We start from the raw sequence: 19,039 nt of genomic DNA, 5'->3' as shown, positions 1-19,039 counted from the left end.
GGACCTCAGCGGGTGCTGTCACGCCACAGGACGCCGCGCACGATGCTCCACGCGATCCAGATCGGGATCAGGAGCACGGCGAGCAGCCACGCCAGCAGCAGCGGCCAGACCCAGGAGTCATCGGCCGGATCGACCGCGACCGACGCGAGGCCGACGACGAAGGGGACGACGAGCAGCAGCAGGATCGCCGTCAGCATGACGACGTGGAGGACCCACCAGCGAGGCCGCCGCTTCGGCCGGACGACCGCCGAGGAGCCGCCCCACGACGGCGCCGCGGCAGAGGCCCCGCCGACGGCGCGGTCCCTCGTCGTCGGCACGGTGTAGTGGCGCGCTCCGGGCAGCTGCTGCGGGGGAGGGGCGGGGCCTGTCGCGGTCGTTCATGGCGCGGCGCACGGCGATCGTCGCCGCTGCCCACGATCTGCTGCGGCGCCGTGTCGATGCGCGCGTCGACCCTCCGGGTCGAGGCGGCTCCCCGGGGTGGTCCGACGCGGGGAGCCGCCTGCGATCCGCTCGTCTCCGACGAGCGCGCTCTGTCATGCGGTGCGGAGGGATCCTCGGACATGGACCGGCAGTCTACTGATGCTTCGCGGGCCTCACTGGTACGAGACGAACCACGGGCGCGGCTCGATGTCGTAGGTCTCCTCGGGGGTCCAGGTGGGGGTGTCCTCGTCGTAGAAGTTCTTCCACGCCATGCCCATGCCCTCCGGCAGATCCTGCTTCAGCGTGTTCCAGGTGCCCATCTTCAGGTCGCGGGTGCCGTGCCCGTCGGCGTGCACGAGCATGGCGAGCTCGGGGCGATCCGCCGTGATGTTCTCGCGGTCGGGGAGCATGTCGGTGGAGAACTGGTGGAGCACGAACACCTTCTGCGGCAGGTCGTTCTCCCGGGTCAGCTGCGCCAGCCAGTCGGCGGTCTCGTTGACCTCGGCCGCGTCCACGGAGCCGACCTGCTCCATGTGCCGCTGATCGCCCTCGAGACGCCACTCGGAGTCCAGGGCCAGACCCACGTGCGGGCGCTTGAGCAGGTCCTCGTAGCGCTGGGCCTGGGTCAGGAAGTCCGTGGTGCCCGGCTGCAGGTCCAGCACGACGTACACGCCGGCCTCCTCGGCCGCATCCACCCATTCCTCGATCATCTCGGGCGGCAGCTCGTTCGAGTAGTTGCCATCGGGGCCGGGCTCGGAGGAGGCCACGGTGGTGATGATCTCGAATGCCGGGACGACCGGGACATCGGAATGCGGGTCGTACTCGGCGGCCAGCTCCTTCGTGCGCTCGATCGCCCCGTCCACGTCCTGCTCGCCCAGGATCCCCAGATCGGAGGTGCCGGGCGAGCCGTAGGCGGCGACCATCCGCCGTCCCGGGAAGGCCACCTGACCGCCTCCGGGCAGCTCCGCGACGGTCGTCGCGGTCTCCATGCGCGACGACAGCTCGTCGATCGAGCCGAACGACGAGCCGACGGCCAGCACGCCCTGGGAGAGATCGCCCTGGTCCTGCACGGCACGGGCGGCCTCGACGCTGTCGCCGTTCGTGCGGGGGTCCCCGTTCGGCATCTCCTGGACGCTCGTGCCGGCGGCCTGCGCATTGGCGCGGGCGGCCGGATCGGCCGGAGAGGGGTTCAGCGGGTCGATCAGCACCGAGACCTCGGCCGAGTCCTCGGGCGCCGAGCCGCTGGGCAGATCGCCGTAGGAGTCCGCGCTCGGATCCACCTCGACGACCTCCCGCTCGCCGGCCGCATCGCCCAGATCGGTGCCGGAGGCGGTCACGATCGTGTCCGGGGACAGCCGGTCGAGCTCCTCGACGACGTCGGGGCCCGTGCCGATCAGCATGGGCAGCCCGGCCTCGCCGGCCTCGTCGACGAGCTCCGGGGCGTCCTCCTCGGAGGCCACGATCACGGCATCGGTCGAGTCGAACAGCGCGGAGGTCATCTCGACCGAGGCGGCAGAGGCGTCGTCGCCGGAGATCACCGCGGAGTCGGGGGCCTCGGGGGCCGACTGGGCGGTGCCGCCGCCCCCTCCGCCTCCTCCGGAGCAGGCCGTCAGCCCCACGAGCAGCAGAGCCCCGGAGCCGGCGGTCACGCAGCGCGCCAGTCCGGGGCGGTCACGGCGGTCGAGCGGGGCAGTGCGGGGGCGGAGACGTGCCACGGAGAAGATCACCTCGGGGGAGTCGGGGGCGCACCTGCGGCTGCGGGGGTGCATTCGCACGTTATTTCATCCTCGGATCATCCGGCGGCGGCTTGCAGGAGGTTTCCGCTGCGGGGCGGACGACGGCCGCCCGGCCCTCGGAGCGAGGACCGGGCGGCGGGCGCATCGGGAAGGCCTGGCGGGCCGCCGGGATCAGACCGGCCGGTCGTCAGACGGAGGCCCGCTGCGTGGATGTCCCGCGCCCGGCGCGGCGCCCGTGCACCAGCAGGTAGTAGCCGAGGCAGACCAGGACGACGATCGCCGCCGCGAAGTACATCCCGCGGTAGCCCAGGGCCGGGGCCAGGGCGCCCAGGGTGACGGGGCCGACCGAGACGCCGACGTCCATGCACAGGAAGAACGTGGAGGTGGTCAGGCCCACGCGCTGCAGGGGAGCGGTCTTCACGGCCGCGGTCTGCGCGGCGGTGAGCACCGCGCCGAAGGAGCAGCCGAGCAGCACGCCGACCAGCAGCAGCATCCAGCCGGTCGTCGTCATCGCCAGCACGGACATGGCCACCGCGAACAGGAGGAACGCGGGCACGAGCACGGCGTTGTCGCCGCGGCGGTCCTGGAGGCGGCCCAGGAAGGGGCGGGTCACGATGATCGTGGCCGCGTAGATCAGGAAGAAGAAGCCGGCGGCGGCCGCCAGGTCCATCTCGAGGGCGAAGGCGTTGAGGAAGGCCAGCACGGTCGAGTACGCGGCGCCGGAGAAGATCATCACGGCCGAGACGGGCAGGGCCCGCGTCTCGATCATGGAGCTGAGCGTCCACTTCTTCGCGGCCGTGCGCTGGGCCTCGTCCATGGGGACCTCGGGGACGTCGAGGACCAGGACGATGAGCAGCGAGATCACGCACAGCGCGGTGAGCATCCAGAACACGGCGTCGTAGCCGACCGACTGGGACATGGCCACGCCCACGGCGGGGCCGATCGCGGTGGCCAGGGTCGTGGCCATGCCGAAGTACCCGGTGGCCTCGCCGCGGCGCTGATGCGGGATGACGGCCTGCACCGCGGCCGGGGCGATCGTCGTGACGACGCCGAACGCGGCGCCGTTGATCAGGCGCAGGAGCAGCAGACCCGACAGGCCGGTGTCCGGAACGTAGGCGGCGGAGACGACGGCCAGCAGCACGGAGCCGGCGACGAGCACGCGCTTGCGCCCGATGATCTCCATGTACTTGCCGGTGATCAGGCGGGCGATGATCGCGCCGACCGTGAAGGCCGTGGTCGTCAGACCGGCCTCGGTCTCGCCGGCGCGGAACTGCTCCATCGCGTAGACCGCGGCGATGGTGGTCAGCAGGTAGAACTGGATCGAGGCCAGGAACTGGATCAGCCACAGCAGCGTGAAGCGCCGGGAGAGGATCCTGGGAGCGGGGCTGGGGGCCGCAGCCGAGGCGGCAGAGGATGAATGGGGCATGGATGCTCACTTCGCGTGGGGCACGAAGCTGCGCGGCGCCCGGGCATGGGTCGGCCGCGGCCTGCGGCCGGGGACAAGGGGATGCAGGCATCATCCCACTGCGGATGGGGTGCAGGGCGCCGTCGGCGGGCATGATCCTTTTCACCCGCGGCGCTGCTCGACTTGACGGCCCGGCCCTGCTCTGAGCCGCCCCGAGTCTGCTCTGGGCCGGCAAGGCCCCGTCGGAGAGTCCCCGGGCCGATGCGCGCCGTCGCAGGCCGCCGGTAGCATGAGCAGGTCGCGCGGCCCCCGTACGGCCGCGTCCCCCGAACCGAAAGGCAGCATCCGCCCATGAGCGAGTCCGTGTCCCAGAACCCCTCCGCGCAGGATCCCTCCGCGCAGCGCAGCGCGGCCTCGGAGACCGCGCGGGCGCAGGCCGGAGGCGGGGTGAGCGTCGTCGTCGACGGCGAGCGGCGCGAGGTCGCGGCGGGGACCACCGCCGCCCAGCTGTACCGGGAGGACCGCGACGTCGTCGTCGCCCGCATCGACGGCGTCCTGCGCGATCTGGCCACCGAGCTGGCCGACGGCCAGAGCGTCGAGCGGGTCCTGATCTCGGATCCCGAGGGCCTGGAGGTCCTGCGGCACTCGACGGCCCACGTCATGGCCCAGGCCGTGCAGGAGCTCAAGCAGGAGGCCAAGCTCGGCATCGGCCCGTACATCGCGGACGGCTTCTACTTCGACTTCGACGTCGACGAGGCTTTCACGCCCGAGGACCTCAAGGCCCTCGAGAAGCGCATGCAGAAGATCGTGAACTCGACGCAGAGCTTCCGCCGCCGCAGCGTCACCCACGACGAGGCCGTGGCCGAGATGGCCGACGAGCCCTACAAGCTCGAGCTGATCGGCCTGGCCCATGGGCCCGGCTCCGGAGGGGAGGGCGTCGCCGGCACCGAGGGCGCCTCCCAGGAGGTCGGCGGCTCCGAGCTGACGATCTACGACAACGTCGACCGAAAGTCCGGCGAGACGGTCTGGAAGGACCTGTGCCGGGGCCCGCACCTGCCCGACACCAAGCTGATCGGCAACGGCTTCGCGCTCATGCGCTCGGCGGCCGCCTACTGGCGGGGCTCGGAGAAGAACAAGCAGCTCCAGCGCATCTACGGCACCGCGTGGCCCACCAAGGACGAGCTCAAGGCCTACAAGGACCGGCTGGCCGAGGCCGAGCGCCGCGACCACCGCCGCCTGGGCTCCGACCTGGACCTGTTCTCCTTCCCGGACGAGATCGGCTCCGGGCTGGCCGTGTTCCACCCCAAGGGCGGCATGATCCGCATGGAGATGGAGAACCTCTCGCGCGAGCAGCACGTGAAGTCCGGCTACTCCTTCGTGAACACGCCGCACATCACCAAGTCCACGCTCTACGAGATCTCCGGGCACCTGGGCTTCTACAAGGACGGCATGTTCCCGCCCATGCACATGGACGAGGAGGTCGACGACGCCGGCAACGTCACCAAGCAGGGTGCCGACTACTACCTCAAGCCCATGAACTGCCCCATGCACAACCTCGTCTACCGCCAGCGCGGGCGCTCCTACCGCGACCTGCCGCTGCGGCTGTTCGAGTTCGGCACCGTGTACCGCAACGAGAAGTCGGGCGTGATCCACGGCCTGACCCGGGCTCGCGGGTTCACCCAGGACGACGCCCACATCTACTGCACCCGCGAGCAGATGAAGGACGAGCTGTCCACCACGCTGGACTTCGTGCTCGATCTGCTCAAGGCCTACGGGCTGGACGACTTCTACCTCGAGCTGTCGACCCGCGATCCGGAGAAGTCCATCGGCGACGACGCCTCGTGGGAGGAGGCCACGGCCACCCTCGAGCAGGTCGCCACGGCCTCCGGGCTCGAGCTGGTCCCGGACCCCGAGGGCGCGGCCTTCTACGGGCCCAAGATCTCGGTGCAGGCCCGCGACGCCATCGGGCGGACGTGGCAGATGTCCACGATCCAGCTGGACTTCTTCATGCCCGAGCGCTTCGACCTGGAGTACGCGGCGGCCGACGGCTCGCGTCAGCGGCCCGTGATGATCCACCGCGCGCTGTTCGGCTCGATCGAGCGGTTCTTCGGCGTGCTGACCGAGCACTACGCCGGGGCGTTCCCGGCCTGGCTGTCGCCCGAGCAGGTGCGCGCCGTGCCGGTGGCCGAGGCCTTCGAGGACTACCTGGGCGATGTCGTCGACCAGCTGCGCACCGCCGGCGTGCGGGCCGAGCTGGACTCCTCGTCCGACCGGTTCCCCAAGAAGATCCGCACGGCCTCCAAGGACAAGGTCCCGTTCGTGCTCATCGCCGGCGGCGAGGACGCCGAGGCCGGGGCCGTCTCCTTCCGCTTCCGCGACGGCTCCCAGGAGAACGGCGTGCCGATCGCGGAGGCGGTCGCGCGGATCACCGCCCACGTGGACAACCGCGTCAACGACGACCCCGTGCCCTCGGCCGCCGCCGGTGACGAGACCGTCGGGGAGGCCCCCGGGGTGGACGTCGACGCCGAGGGCTCCCAGGGCGGGGCGTCATGACCACGGGGGAGCGGGACGCGCGCGTGGGCCAGCACCACTGGGTGCGCCAGGACGACTTCGAGATCCCCGGGGTCCCGGACTCGTTCCAGCGGCTGTGGACGCCGCATCGGCTGGCCTACGTGCGCGGCGAGGACACCTCGGTCGAGACGGTGCCCGGATGCCCGTTCTGCACGGGCCCGCAGCGCCGCGACGACGAGTCCCTGATCGTCTTCCGCGGCGAGCACTGCTTCGTGATCCTCAACCTGTTCCCCTACAACCCGGGGCACCTGCTGGTGTGCCCGTACCGCCACGTGGCCGATCTGACCGAGCTGAGCGACGACGAGATGGCCGAGCTCATGCGCCTGACCCGGGATGCGATCCGCGCGGTGCGCGAGGCCTCCCACCCGAACGCCTTCAACACCGGGCTGAACCTGGGCCAGGCCGCGGGCGGGTCCCTGTCGGATCATCTCCACATGCACGTGGTCCCGCGGTGGATCGGCGACTCCAACTTCCTGCCCGTGACCGCGCACACCAAGGCGATCATGGACACCCTGGCCGGGACCTGGACCGATGTCCGGGAGCACTGGCCGGATCCGGAGCCCGAGGCCCCGCAGGGCACCGAGCCCCCGGAGAGCTCCGAGAGGATCTGATCCGCACTGACCGAGCGCACCGCCCCCCAGCCCCGACCGACCGCGGCCCTGATCGCCACGCTGGCCCTCCTCTCGGCGGTCTCCCCGCTGGCCACCGACGTCTACCTGCCGTCGTTCCCGCAGATCACCGAGGATCTGGCCACGACCGCCTCGTCGGTCCAGCTGACCCTCACGACGTTCATGATCGGGCTGGGCCTGGGGCAGCTGATCCTCGGCCCGGTCTCCGACGCGGTCGGGCGGCGACGGCCCCTGCTGATCGGGACCGTCATCTGCCTGCTGGCCGGGATCGTGTGCGCACTCGCACCGAGCATCGAGGTGCTGATCGCGGCGCGGTTCGTGCAGGGGTTCAGCGGCGCGGCCGGCGTCGTGATCGCCCGCGCGATCATCACCGACGTCACCGAAGGCGCCCAGGGCGTGCGGCTGATGAACGTCATGATGATCATCGGCGGGATCATGCCGGTCATCGCCCCCACGGTCGGCGGGCTGATCCTCCAGGCGGCCGACTGGCGGGGCATCTTCTGGGTGATCAGCGCGATCGTGGCCGTGATGATCGCGGGCATCATCGGCGTGACGCCGGAGTCCCTTCCCCCGACGCGGCGCCAGCAGGGCGGGCTGCGGCGCACGGCCCGGAACGTCGGCCGGGTGCTGCGCCATCCCGTCTACGTCGCCGCTGTCATCGTCTCCGCGATGGCCTTCGCGACCCTGTTCGCCTACGTCTCCGCCTCGCCGTTCGTCATCCAGAGCATCCTGGGCCTGTCCACGCTGGCGTACTCGCTCCTGTTCGGTGTCAACGCCCTGGGCATGACGGCCGGCAGCGTGATCTCGATCCGGCTCGCCGGGCGCGTCGACGTCCGCCGCACGCTGGGGGCCGCCCTCATCGCCCTGACCGCCGCGGCGCTCGGACTGGTCGGCGTCGTGCTGGCCGGCGTCCCGACCGCGCCCACGCTCGTGCTGCTGTTCTGCGTGACCACGGCCATGGGCTTCATCCTGGGCAACGCCTCGGCCGTGGCCATGCAGGCCGTGCCCGAGACCAGCGGCACCGGCTCGGCGCTCATGGGCGCCCTGCAGTTCGGCGTGGGCGCGGCCGTCTCCCCGCTCGTCGGGCTGGCCGGGGAGTCCGACGCCCGGCCCATGGCCTTCACCATGGCCGTGTGCGCGGGCATCGCGCTGGCCGCCTTCGCGGTCATCGGCCGGCGATCCCCGGGAGGGCGGCGGCGATGACGACGGGGCGCGACGCCGTGGGAGCGCTCAAGGCCCTGAAGGCCGAGCTCGGGGACCGGCTCAGCACCGACCCCGATCGGCTCGAGGAGCAGCGCGAGGACCGCTCGGGCCACCGCAGCGCCGGTGCTCCGCTGGCCCTGGTGCGGGCCCGCAGCATCGAGGACGTGCAGACCGTCTGCCGCACGGCCTCGGCGCACGGCATCCCCGTCGTGACCCGCGGCGCGGGCACCGGTCTGGCCGGCGGCGCCTGCGCCGGGCCCGGAGAGATCGTGCTGTCCACGCAGGACATGGCGGAGGTGCTCGAGATCTCCCGGCAGAACCGCCTGGCCGTCGTGCAGCCGGGCATCCTCAACGGAGCGCTCAACGCTCGGCTGGCCGAGCACGGGCTGTGGTGGGCCCCGGACCCGGCCAGCCGGGACATCTCGACGGTGGGCGGCAACATCGCCATGAACGCCGGCGGGCTGCTGTGCGCCAAGTACGGCGTGACCCGCGAATCCGTGCTCGCGCTCAAGGTCGTGCTCGCCGACGGCCGGCTGATCAGCGTGGGCCACCGCACCGTCAAGGGGGTGAGCGGCTACGACCTCTGCGCGCTGATGATCGGCTCGGAGGGCACCCTGGGCGTGATCGTCGAGTGCACGCTGGCCCTGCGCCCTGCCGTGACCGGTCCGCGTCCCACCGTGGGCGCATCCTTCCCCTCCGTCGTGGCCGCGGCCGCCGCCGCATCGGCCGTCGTGGCCGAGGGGCTCACCGCCTCGCTGCTCGAGCTGATGGACGGGCCGACCGTCGAGTGCGTCGAGCAGCTGCGCGGGCAGCGGATCGGGGACCCGGGCTCGTCCTTCCTGCTCGCCCAGACCGACGGCCCCGACGGGGCGGAGGTCGCCGCCCGGATCGCGGCGATCCTCGAGCAGGCCGGCGGGACGGTCCGCCTGGCCGCCGACGAGGCGGAGGGCGACGATCTCGTCGGGCTGCGCCGCAGCGCGTTCCCGGCCCTCGAGGCGCGGGCAGGCCGGATGGCCCGCGCGGGCGGCTTCGAGGGCCCCGGGTCGATCCTGGTCGAGGACATCGCCGTGCCGCGCGACCGGCTGGCCGAGGCCTTCGAGCGGATCCGGGAGATCGAGACCCGCCACGGACTGCTCATCCCCACGACCACCCACGCCGGCGACGGCAACCTCCATCCGATCTTCCTGGTCGGCGACGACGAGGTGCCCGAGCGCATCTGGGCGGCCGCCGGGGACGTGTTCCGCATCGCCCTGGAGCTGGGCGGCACGCTCACGGGCGAGCACGGCATCGGGCTGCTCAAGCGCCGCTGGCTGGGGGAGGAGCTCGGCCCGGAGCAGCTCGAGCTGCAGACCCGGATCCGAGAGGCCTTCGATCCGCAGGGGATCCTCAACCCCGGCAAGGCGCTGCCCGCCCGTCCGACGAACTAGGATGTCCGCCATGTCCAGACCACTTGTGAGGCTCCTCGGCCAGGGCGTGCGCGCCGCCACCAAGATCCGGGGCGGCGGCTCCGCCTTCCCCGGACTGGTGATGGAGAAGCTGCACCCCGACTTCGTCGCCGAGCAGCTCGCGCGCCTGCCGGAGGGCGTCGTGGTCGTCTCCGGGACCAACGGCAAGACGACGACCACCAAGATGGCCGTCCAGCTGCTCGAGTCCCAGGGGCTGCGGGTCTTCACCAACCGCACGGGCTCCAACTTCGTGCGCGGCGTGGCGGCCTCCCTGCTCGAGGAGATCTCCCTGACCGGGCGGCTCGACGCCGATGTCGCCGTTCTGGAGCTCGACGAGGCGCATGCCGTGCACTTCGTCAAGCTGGTCCCGCCGCGCTTCGCGCTGCTGCTCAACGTCATGCGCGATCAGCTCGACCGCTTCGGCGAGATCGACACGACCCGCCGGATGCTCTCGCAGATCGCCGCCGCCACGACCGAGGCCGTGGTCCTCAACCGCGAGGACCCCCGCATCGCCTCCCTGGCCGGGGACGTGCAGCCCGGAACCGCCGTGCACTGGTACGGGCTCTCCGAGAAGCTGCGCCCCATGTTCCCCTCCGACGACGACATGCGCGGGGCCGACGGCCCCGCAGCGCCCCTGCCGCCCGGGGAGTCGAAGCCGAGCGCCCTGGTCCAGCTCGACGACTTCGAGGCCACCGACGTCGAGTTCTCGGTGCGCGGGGAGCCCGCCCGTGCCGAGGTCCACCTCTACGGCGTCTACAACGTCTACAACGCCGCGGCCGCCCTGGCCCTGGCGCTCACGGTCGAGGAGCGCCGCAGCGGGCCGACGGCGGCCCTGCCGTCGCTGCTGAGCGAGCTGTCGCGGGTCACCCCGGCCTTCGGGCGCGGGGAGACCATCGTGGTCGACGGCGCGCCGCTGCAGCTGCTGCTGGTCAAGAACCCCGCCGGCTTCCGGCTCTCCCTGGCCTCGGCCGCGCCGGAGACGTACGCGACCATGATCTCGATCAACGACGAGTACGCCGACGGCCGCGACGTCTCCTGGCTGTGGGATGTCGAGTTCGAGTCGCTGCGCACCGGGGGCGTCGACATGGTCACCGGCACCCGGGCCTGGGACATGGCCCTGCGCCTGGACTACGACCAGGTCCGGGTCGGGGCCGTCGAGCCCGAGATCGCCCGGGCCCTGCGCCGGTTCATCGACTCCGCCGACGGACGCCCCATGCGCGTCTTCTGCACCTACACGTCCATGCTGGCGCTGCGTCGCGAGCTGCGCGCCGTCGCCGTCGTGCCCGAGATCTGAGAGAGGACCGCGATGACCACCGCGACGCCCGATCTGCCCGCCGCCGACTCCGACGCCGAGATCGGCGGGCAGGGCGAGATCCACCTCGTCCAGCTCTACCCGCGCGACATGAACATCTACGGCGACTGGGGCAACACGCTGACCCTCAAGCGCCGCCTCGAGCGCCGCGGCTACGGCGTGCGCCTGACCGACTACAACCCCGGCGACTCCTTCCCGGGCGACGGCGACCTCTTCGTGGGCGGCGGGGGTCAGGACTCCGGGCAGTTCCGCGTCATGGAGGACCTGCAGCGGATCAAGCCGCTGCTGCTCGAGCTCGTGGAGGACGGCGCGCCGATGCTCGCGATCTGCGGGCTCTACCAGCTCTTCGGCCACCGCTTCCGCACGATCGGCGGGCAGACGCTGACCGGCGTGGGGATCTTCGATCTCGAGACCGTCGGCGGCCCGGAGCGGCTGATCGGCAACATCGTCACCGAATCGCCCCGGCACGGCACCGTGATCGGCTACGAGAACCACTCCGGGCTCACCCACCTGGGGGCCGGGCAGGAGCCGTTCGGGCGCGTGGTCTCGGGCGCGGGCAACGACGGCCAGGACGGGACCGAGGGGGCGGTGACCCGCGAGGTCATCGGCAGCTACCTGCATGGATCGCTGCTGCCCAAGAACCCGGCGGTGGCCGATCACCTCATCGCCACGGCGGTGCGCCGCCGGCACGGGCACGAGAGCCTCGAGCCGCTCGAGGACCTGCTGGCCGAGAAGGCCCGCGAGGTGGCCGCGGCCCGCCCGCGCTGATCATCGGGCGCGTCGCCTACAATCGTCCAGCAGACTTCCCGCGCAGCGCCCCGTCGCCAGCTGGGATGCGCGCCCCGGCCCGCAGCGCCGAGCGGCGCAGCACCCCGCCGCCTCACGCTGCCCGCCGCCGCCGGGGCCCCGGTGCGGCGCCGACGATCCCGAACCAGGAGGCACGCCATGTCAGGTCACTCCAAGTGGGCCACCACCAAGCACAAGAAGGCGGCCATCGACGCCAAGCGCGCCAAGGCCTTCGCCAAGTACATCAAGGGCATCGAGGTCGCGGCCCGCCAGGGCGGCGCCGACACCGCGGGCAATCCCGCGCTCGAGCTGGCCGTGTCCAAGGCCAAGAAGAACTCGGTCCCCAACGACAACATCGACCGCGCCGTCAAGCGCGGCGCCGGGCTGACCGGCGAGGTCGTCGAGTACTCCGAGATCTTCTACGAGGCCCGCGGCCCCGAGGGCTCGGCCCTGTACATCGAGTGCCTGACCGACAACAAGAACCGCGCGGCCTCCGAGGTCCGCGTGGCCGTGACGCGCAACGGCGGCTCGATGGCCGACCCGGGCTCCGTGACCTTCATGTTCGAGCGCAAGGGCGTGGCCGAGGTCGCCAAGACCGACGAGCTCACCGAGGACGACGTGCTGATGGCCGTCCTGGACGCCGGCGCCGAGGAGGTCATCGAGGACCACGACGTCTTCGAGGTCATCTCCGAGGCCACGGACCTGCCGCAGATCCGCTCCGCGCTGGACGAGGCCGGACTGGACTACAACAACGACGACCCCCAGTTCCGCCCGAACATGAAGGTCGAGCTGGACGCCGACGCCGCGCGCAAGTTCCTGCGCCTGGCCGATGCCGTGGAGGAGCTCGACGACGTCCAGAACGTCTTCTCCAACGTGAGCATCACCCCCGAGGTCGCCGCCCAGCTCGAGGACGAGGACTGAGTCCCTCGCCCCTGGCTCAGCGAGGCCGGGCCGGGGACCCGGCGGCTCAGCAGGTCATCCTGGGGGTCGACCCCGGGCTGACGCGCTGCGGCTTCGGCGTCGTGCGGATGCGCCCCGACCGCCGCGCCGAGTGGCTGCACCACGAGGTCCAGGGCTCGAGCGCGCAGGAGCCGCTCGAGCAGCGCATCCTGCGCATCGCCCGGGCCGCGGACGAGCTGCTCGATCGCTTCGAGCCCGATGCCCTGGCCATCGAGCGGGTCTTCGCCTCGAGCAACGGCCCGACCGTGATCGGCACGGCCCAGGCCTCCGGGGTCGTGATCGCCGCGGCGGCCGCGCGCGGTGTGCCGGTCGCCTGGCACACCCCCTCGGAGGTCAAGGCCGCGGTCACCGGGGACGGCGGCGCCGACAAGCGAGCCGTGACCAAGATGGTCGCGCGCATCCTGCGCCTCGAGGAGCTGCCCCGCCCCGCCGATGCCGCCGACGCGGTGGCGATCGCGATCTGCCACGGCTGGCGCAGCGGCGTGGGCGCCGGCATCGACGCCCAGGCGGCCACCACGACCACTCACCAGGGCGCGCGGACGCGCCTGCAGCAGGCGGCCGCGGCCCGCGGCGCGCAGCCGACCCCGGCGCAGCGCGCCTGGCAGGCAGCGGAGAAGAGCGCACGCCGGGGCCGCTGAGGGCCGCGCAGTTGGTAGGGTGTCCGAGGATCGTACAGATGTTCGAATCGACGCCCGCCGCCGGCGCGCGTCGATGGCCCCGGACCCACGGGGCCGGAGGGGAGGGACGCCGCAGATGATCGCGTCCGTGCGCGGCGAGGTGCTGCACAAGGGACTGAGCTCCGTCGTCGTCGACGTCATGGGGCTCGGCCTGCAGCTGCAGGTCACGCCGCAGACCGTCGCCCAGCTCCACGAGGGCCTGGAGGCGCAGCTGGCCTGCGCCTTCGTCGTCCGCAAGGACGACGCCCCCCTGCTGTTCGGCTTCGCCGACGCGGAGGAGAAGGAGATCTTCGAGACCATGCTCGGCGTCTCCGGCGTCGGGCCCCGCACCGCCCTGGCCGTGCTGGCGGCCCTGGGCACCGACGAGGTGCGCACGGCGATCGCCCAGGGCGATCCCAAGCCGTTCACCCGGGTCTCCGGCATCGGGCCCAAGGGCGCCAAGCGCATCGTGCTCGAGCTGGCGGACAAGCTCGTGCCCGCCGACCCGGCTCCCGAGCCCGCCGCCCGGGCCCCGCAGATCCCCCTGTGGCGCTCCCAGGTCACGGAGGCCCTCACGGGCCTGGGCTGGAGCGAGAAGGACGCCTCGGCGGCCGTCGACGACGCCCTCGCCGGCCGGGAGGAGCTCGCCGAGTCCGGCGATGTCGCGCTGATCCTGCGCACGGTGCTCTCGTGGCTCGGCTCCCGGTCCTCGACCGCCGCGAGCCAGGCCGCCGGCTCCCGCGCGGCCGGCGCGGCGGGGGAGCGCTGAGCATGGCGGGCGAGGAGATCGGGCCCGGTGCGCGCGGCCGCCTGGTGACCGGCGAGACCGACATGGACGAGAAGGCGGTCGAATCCGCGCTGCGCCCGGAGTCCCTGGCGGACTTCGTGGGCCAGGCGCGGGTGCGTCAGCAGCTGTCCCTGGTCCTGGAGGCCTCCCGGCTGCGGGGCCGCTCGGCCGACCACGTCCTGCTCTCCGGGCCGCCGGGGCTCGGCAAGACCACCCTGGCCATGATCATCGCGGCCGAGATGGGCGCCCCGCTGCGGATCTCCTCGGGCCCGGCGATCCAGCACACGGGCGACCTGGCCGCGATCCTCTCCTCCCTGACCGAGGGGGAGGTGCTCTTCCTGGACGAGATCCACCGCATGTCCCGGCCCGCGGAGGAGATGCTCTACATGGCCATGGAGGACTTCCGGGTCGACATCGTCGTGGGCAAGGGCGCCGGGGCCACCGCGATCCCGCTCGAGCTCCCGCCCTTCACGCTCGTGGGCGCCACGACCCGCGCCGGGCTGCTGCCGGGGCCGCTGCGCGACCGCTTCGGCTTCACGGGCCACCTCGAGTTCTACGCCGAGGACGAGCTCGTCTCGGTCCTGCGCCGCTCGGCCGGGCTGCTGGACATGCGCCTGAGCTCCGAGGGCTTCGCGGAGGTGGCCGCCCGCTCCCGCGGCACCCCGCGCATCGCCAACCGCCTCCTGCGCCGCGTGCGCGACTGGGCCCTGGTCCACGGCATCGAGCAGATCGACGCCCGCGCCTGCGCCGCTGCGCTGGACATGTACGAGGTCGACTCCCGCGGGCTCGACCGCCTGGACCGCTCGGTGCTGGAGGCCCTGACCCGGCAGTTCGGCGGCGGGCCCGTGGGGCTGTCCACCCTGGCGATCGCCGTCGGCGAGGAGTCGGAGACCGTCGAGGAGGTGGCCGAGCCCTACCTCGTGCGCGAGGGGCTGATGGCCCGCACGCCCCGCGGCCGGATCGCCATGCCGGCGGCCTGGGAGCATCTGGGGCTCGCGGTGCCGGAGCACGCCGCCTTCGGCGAGACCGCCGTGCGCCAGGCCCTCGGGGATCGGGACGGGGACCAGGACCCGGACCGGGGCTGAACCGCTGCTCCTGGGAGGCCGCTGACCGGGGGAGCTCGGCCCGCGTCCTCTAGCATGGGTGGGAATCGCCGCCGCCGTCCGCGCCGGGGCGGGCACCCTCGATGCCCGGCGCCGCCCGCGGCACCGACCACCACGCGATGCGCCGTGCATCGCAGAAGCAGGAGACCGCATGACACCCTCCGTCCCCGCCACCCTGTCCGCCGCAGGAGCCGCCGGTGGCGGCGGCTCCCAGTTCCTGCTCTTCGGGTTCATGCTGCTGCTGATCATCGGCATGTTCTGGTTCTCGAGCCGCACCCGCCGCAAGCAGCAGGAGAAGCTGCGCGATCAGCAGCGGGCCATGGAGCCGGGCATGGAGGTCATGACGAGCTACGGCCTCTACGGCCGCCTGGTCGCCAAGGACGAGGAGGCCGTCAAGGCCGTCATCGAGATCGCCCCCGGCACGCAGGTCACCGTGCACCTGCAGACCCTGACCAATGTGGTCGAGCGCAGCGCCCCCGGCGGTGCCGCCGACCAGGCACCGGGCACGGGCGCCGGAGCCGGCTCGACCTCCGCCGACGAGGCGCCGGCCGGCGATCCCACCGATCCTCGCGATCCGGGGACCGACGCACCGCGCTGATCCCTCTTCCCCCGCGCCTCGGCCGCACGGCCGGGGCGCGGGCGCGTGTCGGCGGGCCTCCCTCCGTCCGGATCCGCTCGCCGCCGCACGACCCTCGAACCCCGACCCCCGAATCCCGCTAGGACCCCCGCCCTGATGTCACCCTCGTCAGCAGACCCCTCGTCCGCGGACCCCGCCGGGTCCGCGTCGGAGGGGCGGAAGAAGACCCGCCGCAGCGCGCAGCGCAGTCCCGCCCAGCGCGCCGAGCGGCGGCAGGTCGGCGGCACCGAGCTGCACCGCGCCGTGAGCACCGCCCGCGGCTCGCTCGTGGCCCTGGTCGTGCTCGTCGCCGCGCTGCTCGGCCTGCTGGGCTGGGGAGCGGGGCAGGGGCACACCGGCTGGGGCCCGCGCCTGGCGCTGGACCTCGAGGGCGGCACGCAGATGATCCTGACCCCCGAGCTCACGGGGGAGCAGGAGGGCGACGAGATCTCCCAGGAGCAGCTCGACCAGGCCGTCGAGATCATCCGCCAGCGCGTGGACGGATCCGGCGTCTCCGAGGCCGAGGTCTCCACCCAGGGCGGGCAGAACATCGTCGTGTCCATGCCGGGCACCCCGAGCCAGGAGACGCGCGATCTCATCCAGGCCTCCGCCGAGATGGCCTTCCGGCCCGTGCTGATGGTCGGGCCCGCCGAGGCCACTCCCGAGGAGGAGCGCACCCCCGAGGACGAGCAGATCCAGCCGGACGGCGAGCCCGCGGACTCGTCGGACCCCAACTGGGTCGACGGCGAGCTGATGGCCGAGTTCGAGGCCGCCGACTGCACGCAGCCGCAGACCCCGGAGCAGCGCGCGGCCCAGAGCCCGGACGAGGCCGTCGTGGCCTGCGATCCCGCCGGCGGCGGGAAGTACGTCCTCGGCCCGGTCGAGCTCGAGGGCACCGACATCGCCGACGCGTCCTACGGCATGGCCCAGGGGGCAGGCGGCACGACGACCGGCCAGTACGCCGTGAACATCCAGTTCGACGACGAGGGCACCCAGACGTTCCGCGAGCTCTCCGAGCGCCTCAACGCGATCGGCCAGACGAGCCAGGGCGACCCGCGCAATCAGTTCGCGATCCTGCTCGACGGGGAGGTCATCTCGGCCCCGTCCATGGACGCCGTGATCCCCGACGGCCAGGCCCAGATCACCGGATCCTTCACGGAGGAGGACGCCGAGTTCCTCTCGGAGCAGCTGCGCTACGGCTCGCTGCCGGTCAGCTTCGAGATCTCCTCCGAGCAGCAGATCTCCGCGACCATGGGCGCCGACCAGCTGCGCTGGGGCGTCATCGCCGGGCTGATCGGACTGCTCCTCGTCGCGGCCTACTGCCTGGTGCAGTACCGCCTGCTGGGTCTCGTGACGATCGTCTCGCTCGTCGTGCTGGGCGTGCTGTCGTGGCTGGCGATCACGCTGCTGGGCTGGGGGATGAACTACCGGCTGTCGATGGCTGGGGTGGCCGGTCTGATCGTGTCGATCGGCATGGCCGCGGACTCGTTCATCGTCTACTTCGAGCGCATCCGCGATGAGATCCGCATCGGGCGCACCATCCCGTCGGCCATCGACCACGGCTGGAAGCGCGCGCGGCAGACCGTCATCGCCTCGAAGGCCGTGAACCTCATCGCCTCCGTGGTGCTGTACTTCGTGGCCGTGGGCAACGTGCGCGGCTTCGCGTTCACACTGGGCCTCACGGCCGTGATCGACCTGGTCGTGGTCTTCCTGTTCACCCACCCGGTCATGGTCCTGCTCTCGCGGACTCGCTTCTTCGCACAGGGCCGCAAGGGCTCTGGACTCAACCCCGAGTCCCTCGACGCGGTCCCGTTCTACCGCGGCGCCGGACGCACCCGCACGCCGGAGGAGCTGGATCCCGCCGCCGGCGCGGTCTCGGAGGAGTCCGCCGAGCAGACCGCCCCGGTCGAGGACCGCGAGCTCGTCGGCGCCTCCGCACCGGCGGGGGACGAGGGGCCCGTGGGCGCCGAGGCCCCGGCGGAGCCCGCGGAGCCCGGCAGCGGGACATCGGGCACCTCGGCCTCCGGGACCGCGGGCGCAGGAGCCGCGGGCGCCGGGACCGCTGCGGCGGCTCCGCGCGGCCGTCGTCGTCCCGGGGCGCGCATCCCGGGCGGCGACGACGGCCTCACCGTGGCCGAGCGGCGCCGCCGTGCCCGGCGCAGCGCGCAGGCTGCGGCGGAGGACGCGCCGCCCGGGCAGGGCTCAGGCGGGCCCCAGGCCGCCGGGTCCCGCTCGTCCGACGACCGACGCACGACCGAGGAGGACGCCTGATGTCCCGCTTCTCAGACTTCGGCAACGACCTCTACAGCGGTCGCCGCTCCTTCCCGTTCGTGCCCAGGCGCGGGCTGTGGCTGTGCGTGGCCGCTGTGCTCGTGGTGGCCAGCCTGCTCGTGCCCGTGGTCAAGGGCGGGTTCAACCTCGGCATCGACTTCACGGGCGGCTCGGAGTTCACGATCTCCGACGTGGCCGACGACGACCCCCAGGCGGGCCAGCAGGCCGTGCGCGACACCGGAGCGGCCCAGGAGGCGGAGGTCACGAACATCGCCCCGGGCACCATGCGCGCCCAGACCGAGCAGCTCGACGACGAGCAGACCCTCGAGGTCCGCGACGCCCTCGCGCAGGCCTACGACGTCCCGGCCGAGCGGGTCACCTCGAACTTCGTGGGCCCCACGTGGGGGGCCGGCATCTCGCAGCAGATGCTGCGCGGCCTCGTCATCTTCCTGGCTCTCACGGCGGTGCTCATGGCCGTCTACTTCCGGACCTGGAAGATGTCGCTCGCCTCGATGGCGGGCGTGTTCGTCACCGTCGCGCTCACGATCGGGACGTACTCGCTCGTGGGCTTCGAGGTCACGCCGTCGGCGGTCATCGGCTTCCTCACCGTGCTGTCGTACTCCCTGTACGACACCGTCGTGGTGTTCGACAAGGTCCGGGAGAACACCCGGGGCCTGCTCGACGGCTCGGCCCCGGCATCGCGGCGGCAGCGCGGCTTCCTGGGGCAGATCAACCTGGCGACCAATCAGACGCTCGTGCGCTCGATCAACACGTCCGTCGTGGGGCTGCTGCCCGTCGGGGCCATCCTGTTCATCGGCGCGGCGCTGCTGGGGGCCGGAACGCTCAAGGACCTCGCGCTGTCGCAGTTCGTGGGCATCATCTACGGCACGCTGGCCACGCTGTTCGTGGCCACACCGCTCTACGCGGCGCTGCGGGCGCGCGAGCCGGCCGTGCGCCGGCACGACGCCGCGGCGGCGGCCGAGGGCAGCGCCGCCCCGTCCGGTCCCGGGACCGCCGAGGAGGCCCCGGCGCAGGAGATCGCGGCCGCACCGGGCCGAAGGGGCGACGAGAGAGTGTCCTGAGTCACGCCGGCGGGGTCCTACAATTGGCGGACTGATCGAGCGGGCGGACGGATGAGC

The 19,039-nt window shown here is 72.6% G+C and carries 16 protein-coding genes; 13 read left to right on the top strand and 3 right to left on the bottom strand.

What is annotated here, in order from left to right; all coding sequences use genetic code 11:
* Positions 1-5 precede the first annotated feature (5 nt).
* The 3 genes from FSY66_RS04350 to FSY66_RS04340 form a co-directional block, all read right to left on the bottom strand.
* On the bottom strand, positions 6-317 hold the full coding sequence (locus FSY66_RS04350) for a hypothetical protein (protein ID WP_144791640.1): 312 nt from the start codon (positions 315-317) through the stop codon (positions 6-8).
* Between the two features lie 276 nt (positions 318-593).
* Positions 594-2,135, bottom strand: a complete 1,542-nt coding sequence (locus tag FSY66_RS04345; protein WP_260853449.1) for a hypothetical protein — start codon at positions 2,133-2,135, stop codon at positions 594-596.
* Between the two features lie 208 nt (positions 2,136-2,343).
* On the bottom strand, positions 2,344-3,582 hold the full coding sequence (locus FSY66_RS04340) for an MFS transporter (protein ID WP_144791638.1): 1,239 nt from the start codon (positions 3,580-3,582) through the stop codon (positions 2,344-2,346).
* Positions 3,583-3,912: 330 nt separating this feature from the next.
* On the opposite strand from FSY66_RS04340, the gene thrS reads away from it, so the two are divergent.
* The 13 genes from thrS to secF all read left to right on the top strand — a co-directional run bounded on the left by thrS (position 3,913) and on the right by secF (position 18,982).
* Positions 3,913-6,114, top strand: coding sequence for a threonine--tRNA ligase (gene thrS, locus FSY66_RS04335; protein ID WP_260853448.1), 2,202 nt, complete (start codon positions 3,913-3,915; stop codon positions 6,112-6,114).
* The gene (locus FSY66_RS04330; RefSeq protein ID WP_144791636.1) at positions 6,111-6,743 is read left to right on the top strand and encodes an HIT family protein; all 633 of its coding nucleotides are present in this window, start codon (positions 6,111-6,113) and stop codon (positions 6,741-6,743) included. Before thrS ends, FSY66_RS04330 begins: the two co-directional genes overlap by 4 nt.
* Before the next feature lie 6 nt (positions 6,744-6,749).
* Entirely contained in the window at positions 6,750-7,964 is a 1,215-nt protein-coding gene (locus FSY66_RS04325) for a multidrug effflux MFS transporter (protein ID WP_222115511.1), read from the top strand.
* Positions 7,961-9,391 (top strand): FAD-binding oxidoreductase, encoded by a 1,431-nt coding sequence (locus FSY66_RS04320; protein ID WP_144791632.1) that lies wholly within the window; start codon positions 7,961-7,963, stop codon positions 9,389-9,391. The genes FSY66_RS04325 and FSY66_RS04320 overlap by 4 nt, the downstream gene beginning before the upstream one ends.
* Before the next feature lies 1 nt (position 9,392).
* Positions 9,393-10,703 carry a Mur ligase family protein gene (locus FSY66_RS04315; RefSeq protein ID WP_144791630.1) on the top strand — a complete coding sequence of 437 codons (1,311 nt, stop codon included), beginning with the start codon at positions 9,393-9,395 and terminating at the stop codon, positions 10,701-10,703.
* A 12-nt stretch (positions 10,704-10,715) separates the two neighbouring features.
* Positions 10,716-11,489 (top strand): type 1 glutamine amidotransferase, encoded by a 774-nt coding sequence (locus FSY66_RS04310; protein WP_144791628.1) that lies wholly within the window; start codon positions 10,716-10,718, stop codon positions 11,487-11,489.
* 177 nt (positions 11,490-11,666) lie between these two features.
* Positions 11,667-12,428 (top strand): YebC/PmpR family DNA-binding transcriptional regulator, encoded by a 762-nt coding sequence (locus FSY66_RS04305; RefSeq protein ID WP_144791626.1) that lies wholly within the window; start codon positions 11,667-11,669, stop codon positions 12,426-12,428.
* Positions 12,429-12,484: 56 nt separating this feature from the next.
* Positions 12,485-13,105 (top strand): crossover junction endodeoxyribonuclease RuvC, encoded by a 621-nt coding sequence (ruvC, locus tag FSY66_RS04300; protein WP_144792139.1) that lies wholly within the window; start codon positions 12,485-12,487, stop codon positions 13,103-13,105.
* A 115-nt stretch (positions 13,106-13,220) separates the two neighbouring features.
* Positions 13,221-13,892, top strand: a complete 672-nt coding sequence (gene ruvA / locus FSY66_RS04295) for a Holliday junction branch migration protein RuvA (protein WP_144791624.1) — start codon at positions 13,221-13,223, stop codon at positions 13,890-13,892.
* 2 nt (positions 13,893-13,894) lie between these two features.
* Positions 13,895-14,995 (top strand): Holliday junction branch migration DNA helicase RuvB, encoded by a 1,101-nt coding sequence (gene ruvB / locus FSY66_RS04290; protein ID WP_144791622.1) that lies wholly within the window; start codon positions 13,895-13,897, stop codon positions 14,993-14,995.
* Between the two features lie 169 nt (positions 14,996-15,164).
* On the top strand, positions 15,165-15,611 hold the full coding sequence (locus tag FSY66_RS04285) for a preprotein translocase subunit YajC (RefSeq protein ID WP_144791620.1): 447 nt from the start codon (positions 15,165-15,167) through the stop codon (positions 15,609-15,611).
* A 135-nt stretch (positions 15,612-15,746) separates the two neighbouring features.
* A complete protein-coding gene (gene secD / locus FSY66_RS04280; protein ID WP_144791618.1) occupies positions 15,747-17,900 on the top strand; it encodes a protein translocase subunit SecD in 2,154 nt (717 codons plus the stop codon).
* Complete coding sequence (gene secF, locus FSY66_RS04275; protein WP_144791616.1) at positions 17,900-18,982, top strand: protein translocase subunit SecF; 1,083 nt, start codon at positions 17,900-17,902, stop codon at positions 18,980-18,982. The genes secD and secF overlap by 1 nt, the downstream gene beginning before the upstream one ends.
* The last annotated feature ends 57 nt before the right edge of the window (positions 18,983-19,039 follow it).

The sequence above is a fragment of the Kocuria palustris genome (genome assembly GCF_007666205.1).
GTDB classification, from domain to species: Bacteria; Actinomycetota; Actinomycetes; order Actinomycetales; family Micrococcaceae; genus Kocuria; species Kocuria palustris_A.
The sequence above is the reverse complement of the archived record's forward strand: the minus strand, read 5'-3'. Positions and strand labels throughout refer to the sequence as shown.

Coding starts and splice junctions, on each gene's coding strand:
- FSY66_RS04310 (WP_144791628.1), top strand. CDS start 10,716: ATGACCACCGCGACGCCCGATCTGCCCGCCGCCGACTCCGACGCCGAG.
- secF (WP_144791616.1), top strand. CDS start 17,900: ATGTCCCGCTTCTCAGACTTCGGCAACGACCTCTACAGCGGTCGCCGC.
- ruvB (WP_144791622.1), top strand. CDS start 13,895: ATGGCGGGCGAGGAGATCGGGCCCGGTGCGCGCGGCCGCCTGGTGACC.
- FSY66_RS04305 (WP_144791626.1), top strand. CDS start 11,667: ATGTCAGGTCACTCCAAGTGGGCCACCACCAAGCACAAGAAGGCGGCC.
- FSY66_RS04330 (WP_144791636.1), top strand. CDS start 6,111: ATGACCACGGGGGAGCGGGACGCGCGCGTGGGCCAGCACCACTGGGTG.
- FSY66_RS04340 (WP_144791638.1), bottom strand. CDS start 3,582: ATGCCCCATTCATCCTCTGCCGCCTCGGCTGCGGCCCCCAGCCCCGCT.
- thrS (WP_260853448.1), top strand. CDS start 3,913: ATGAGCGAGTCCGTGTCCCAGAACCCCTCCGCGCAGGATCCCTCCGCG.
- FSY66_RS04285 (WP_144791620.1), top strand. CDS start 15,165: ATGACACCCTCCGTCCCCGCCACCCTGTCCGCCGCAGGAGCCGCCGGT.
- secD (WP_144791618.1), top strand. CDS start 15,747: ATGTCACCCTCGTCAGCAGACCCCTCGTCCGCGGACCCCGCCGGGTCC.
- ruvA (WP_144791624.1), top strand. CDS start 13,221: ATGATCGCGTCCGTGCGCGGCGAGGTGCTGCACAAGGGACTGAGCTCC.
- FSY66_RS04320 (WP_144791632.1), top strand. CDS start 7,961: ATGACGACGGGGCGCGACGCCGTGGGAGCGCTCAAGGCCCTGAAGGCC.
- FSY66_RS04315 (WP_144791630.1), top strand. CDS start 9,393: ATGTCCGCCATGTCCAGACCACTTGTGAGGCTCCTCGGCCAGGGCGTG.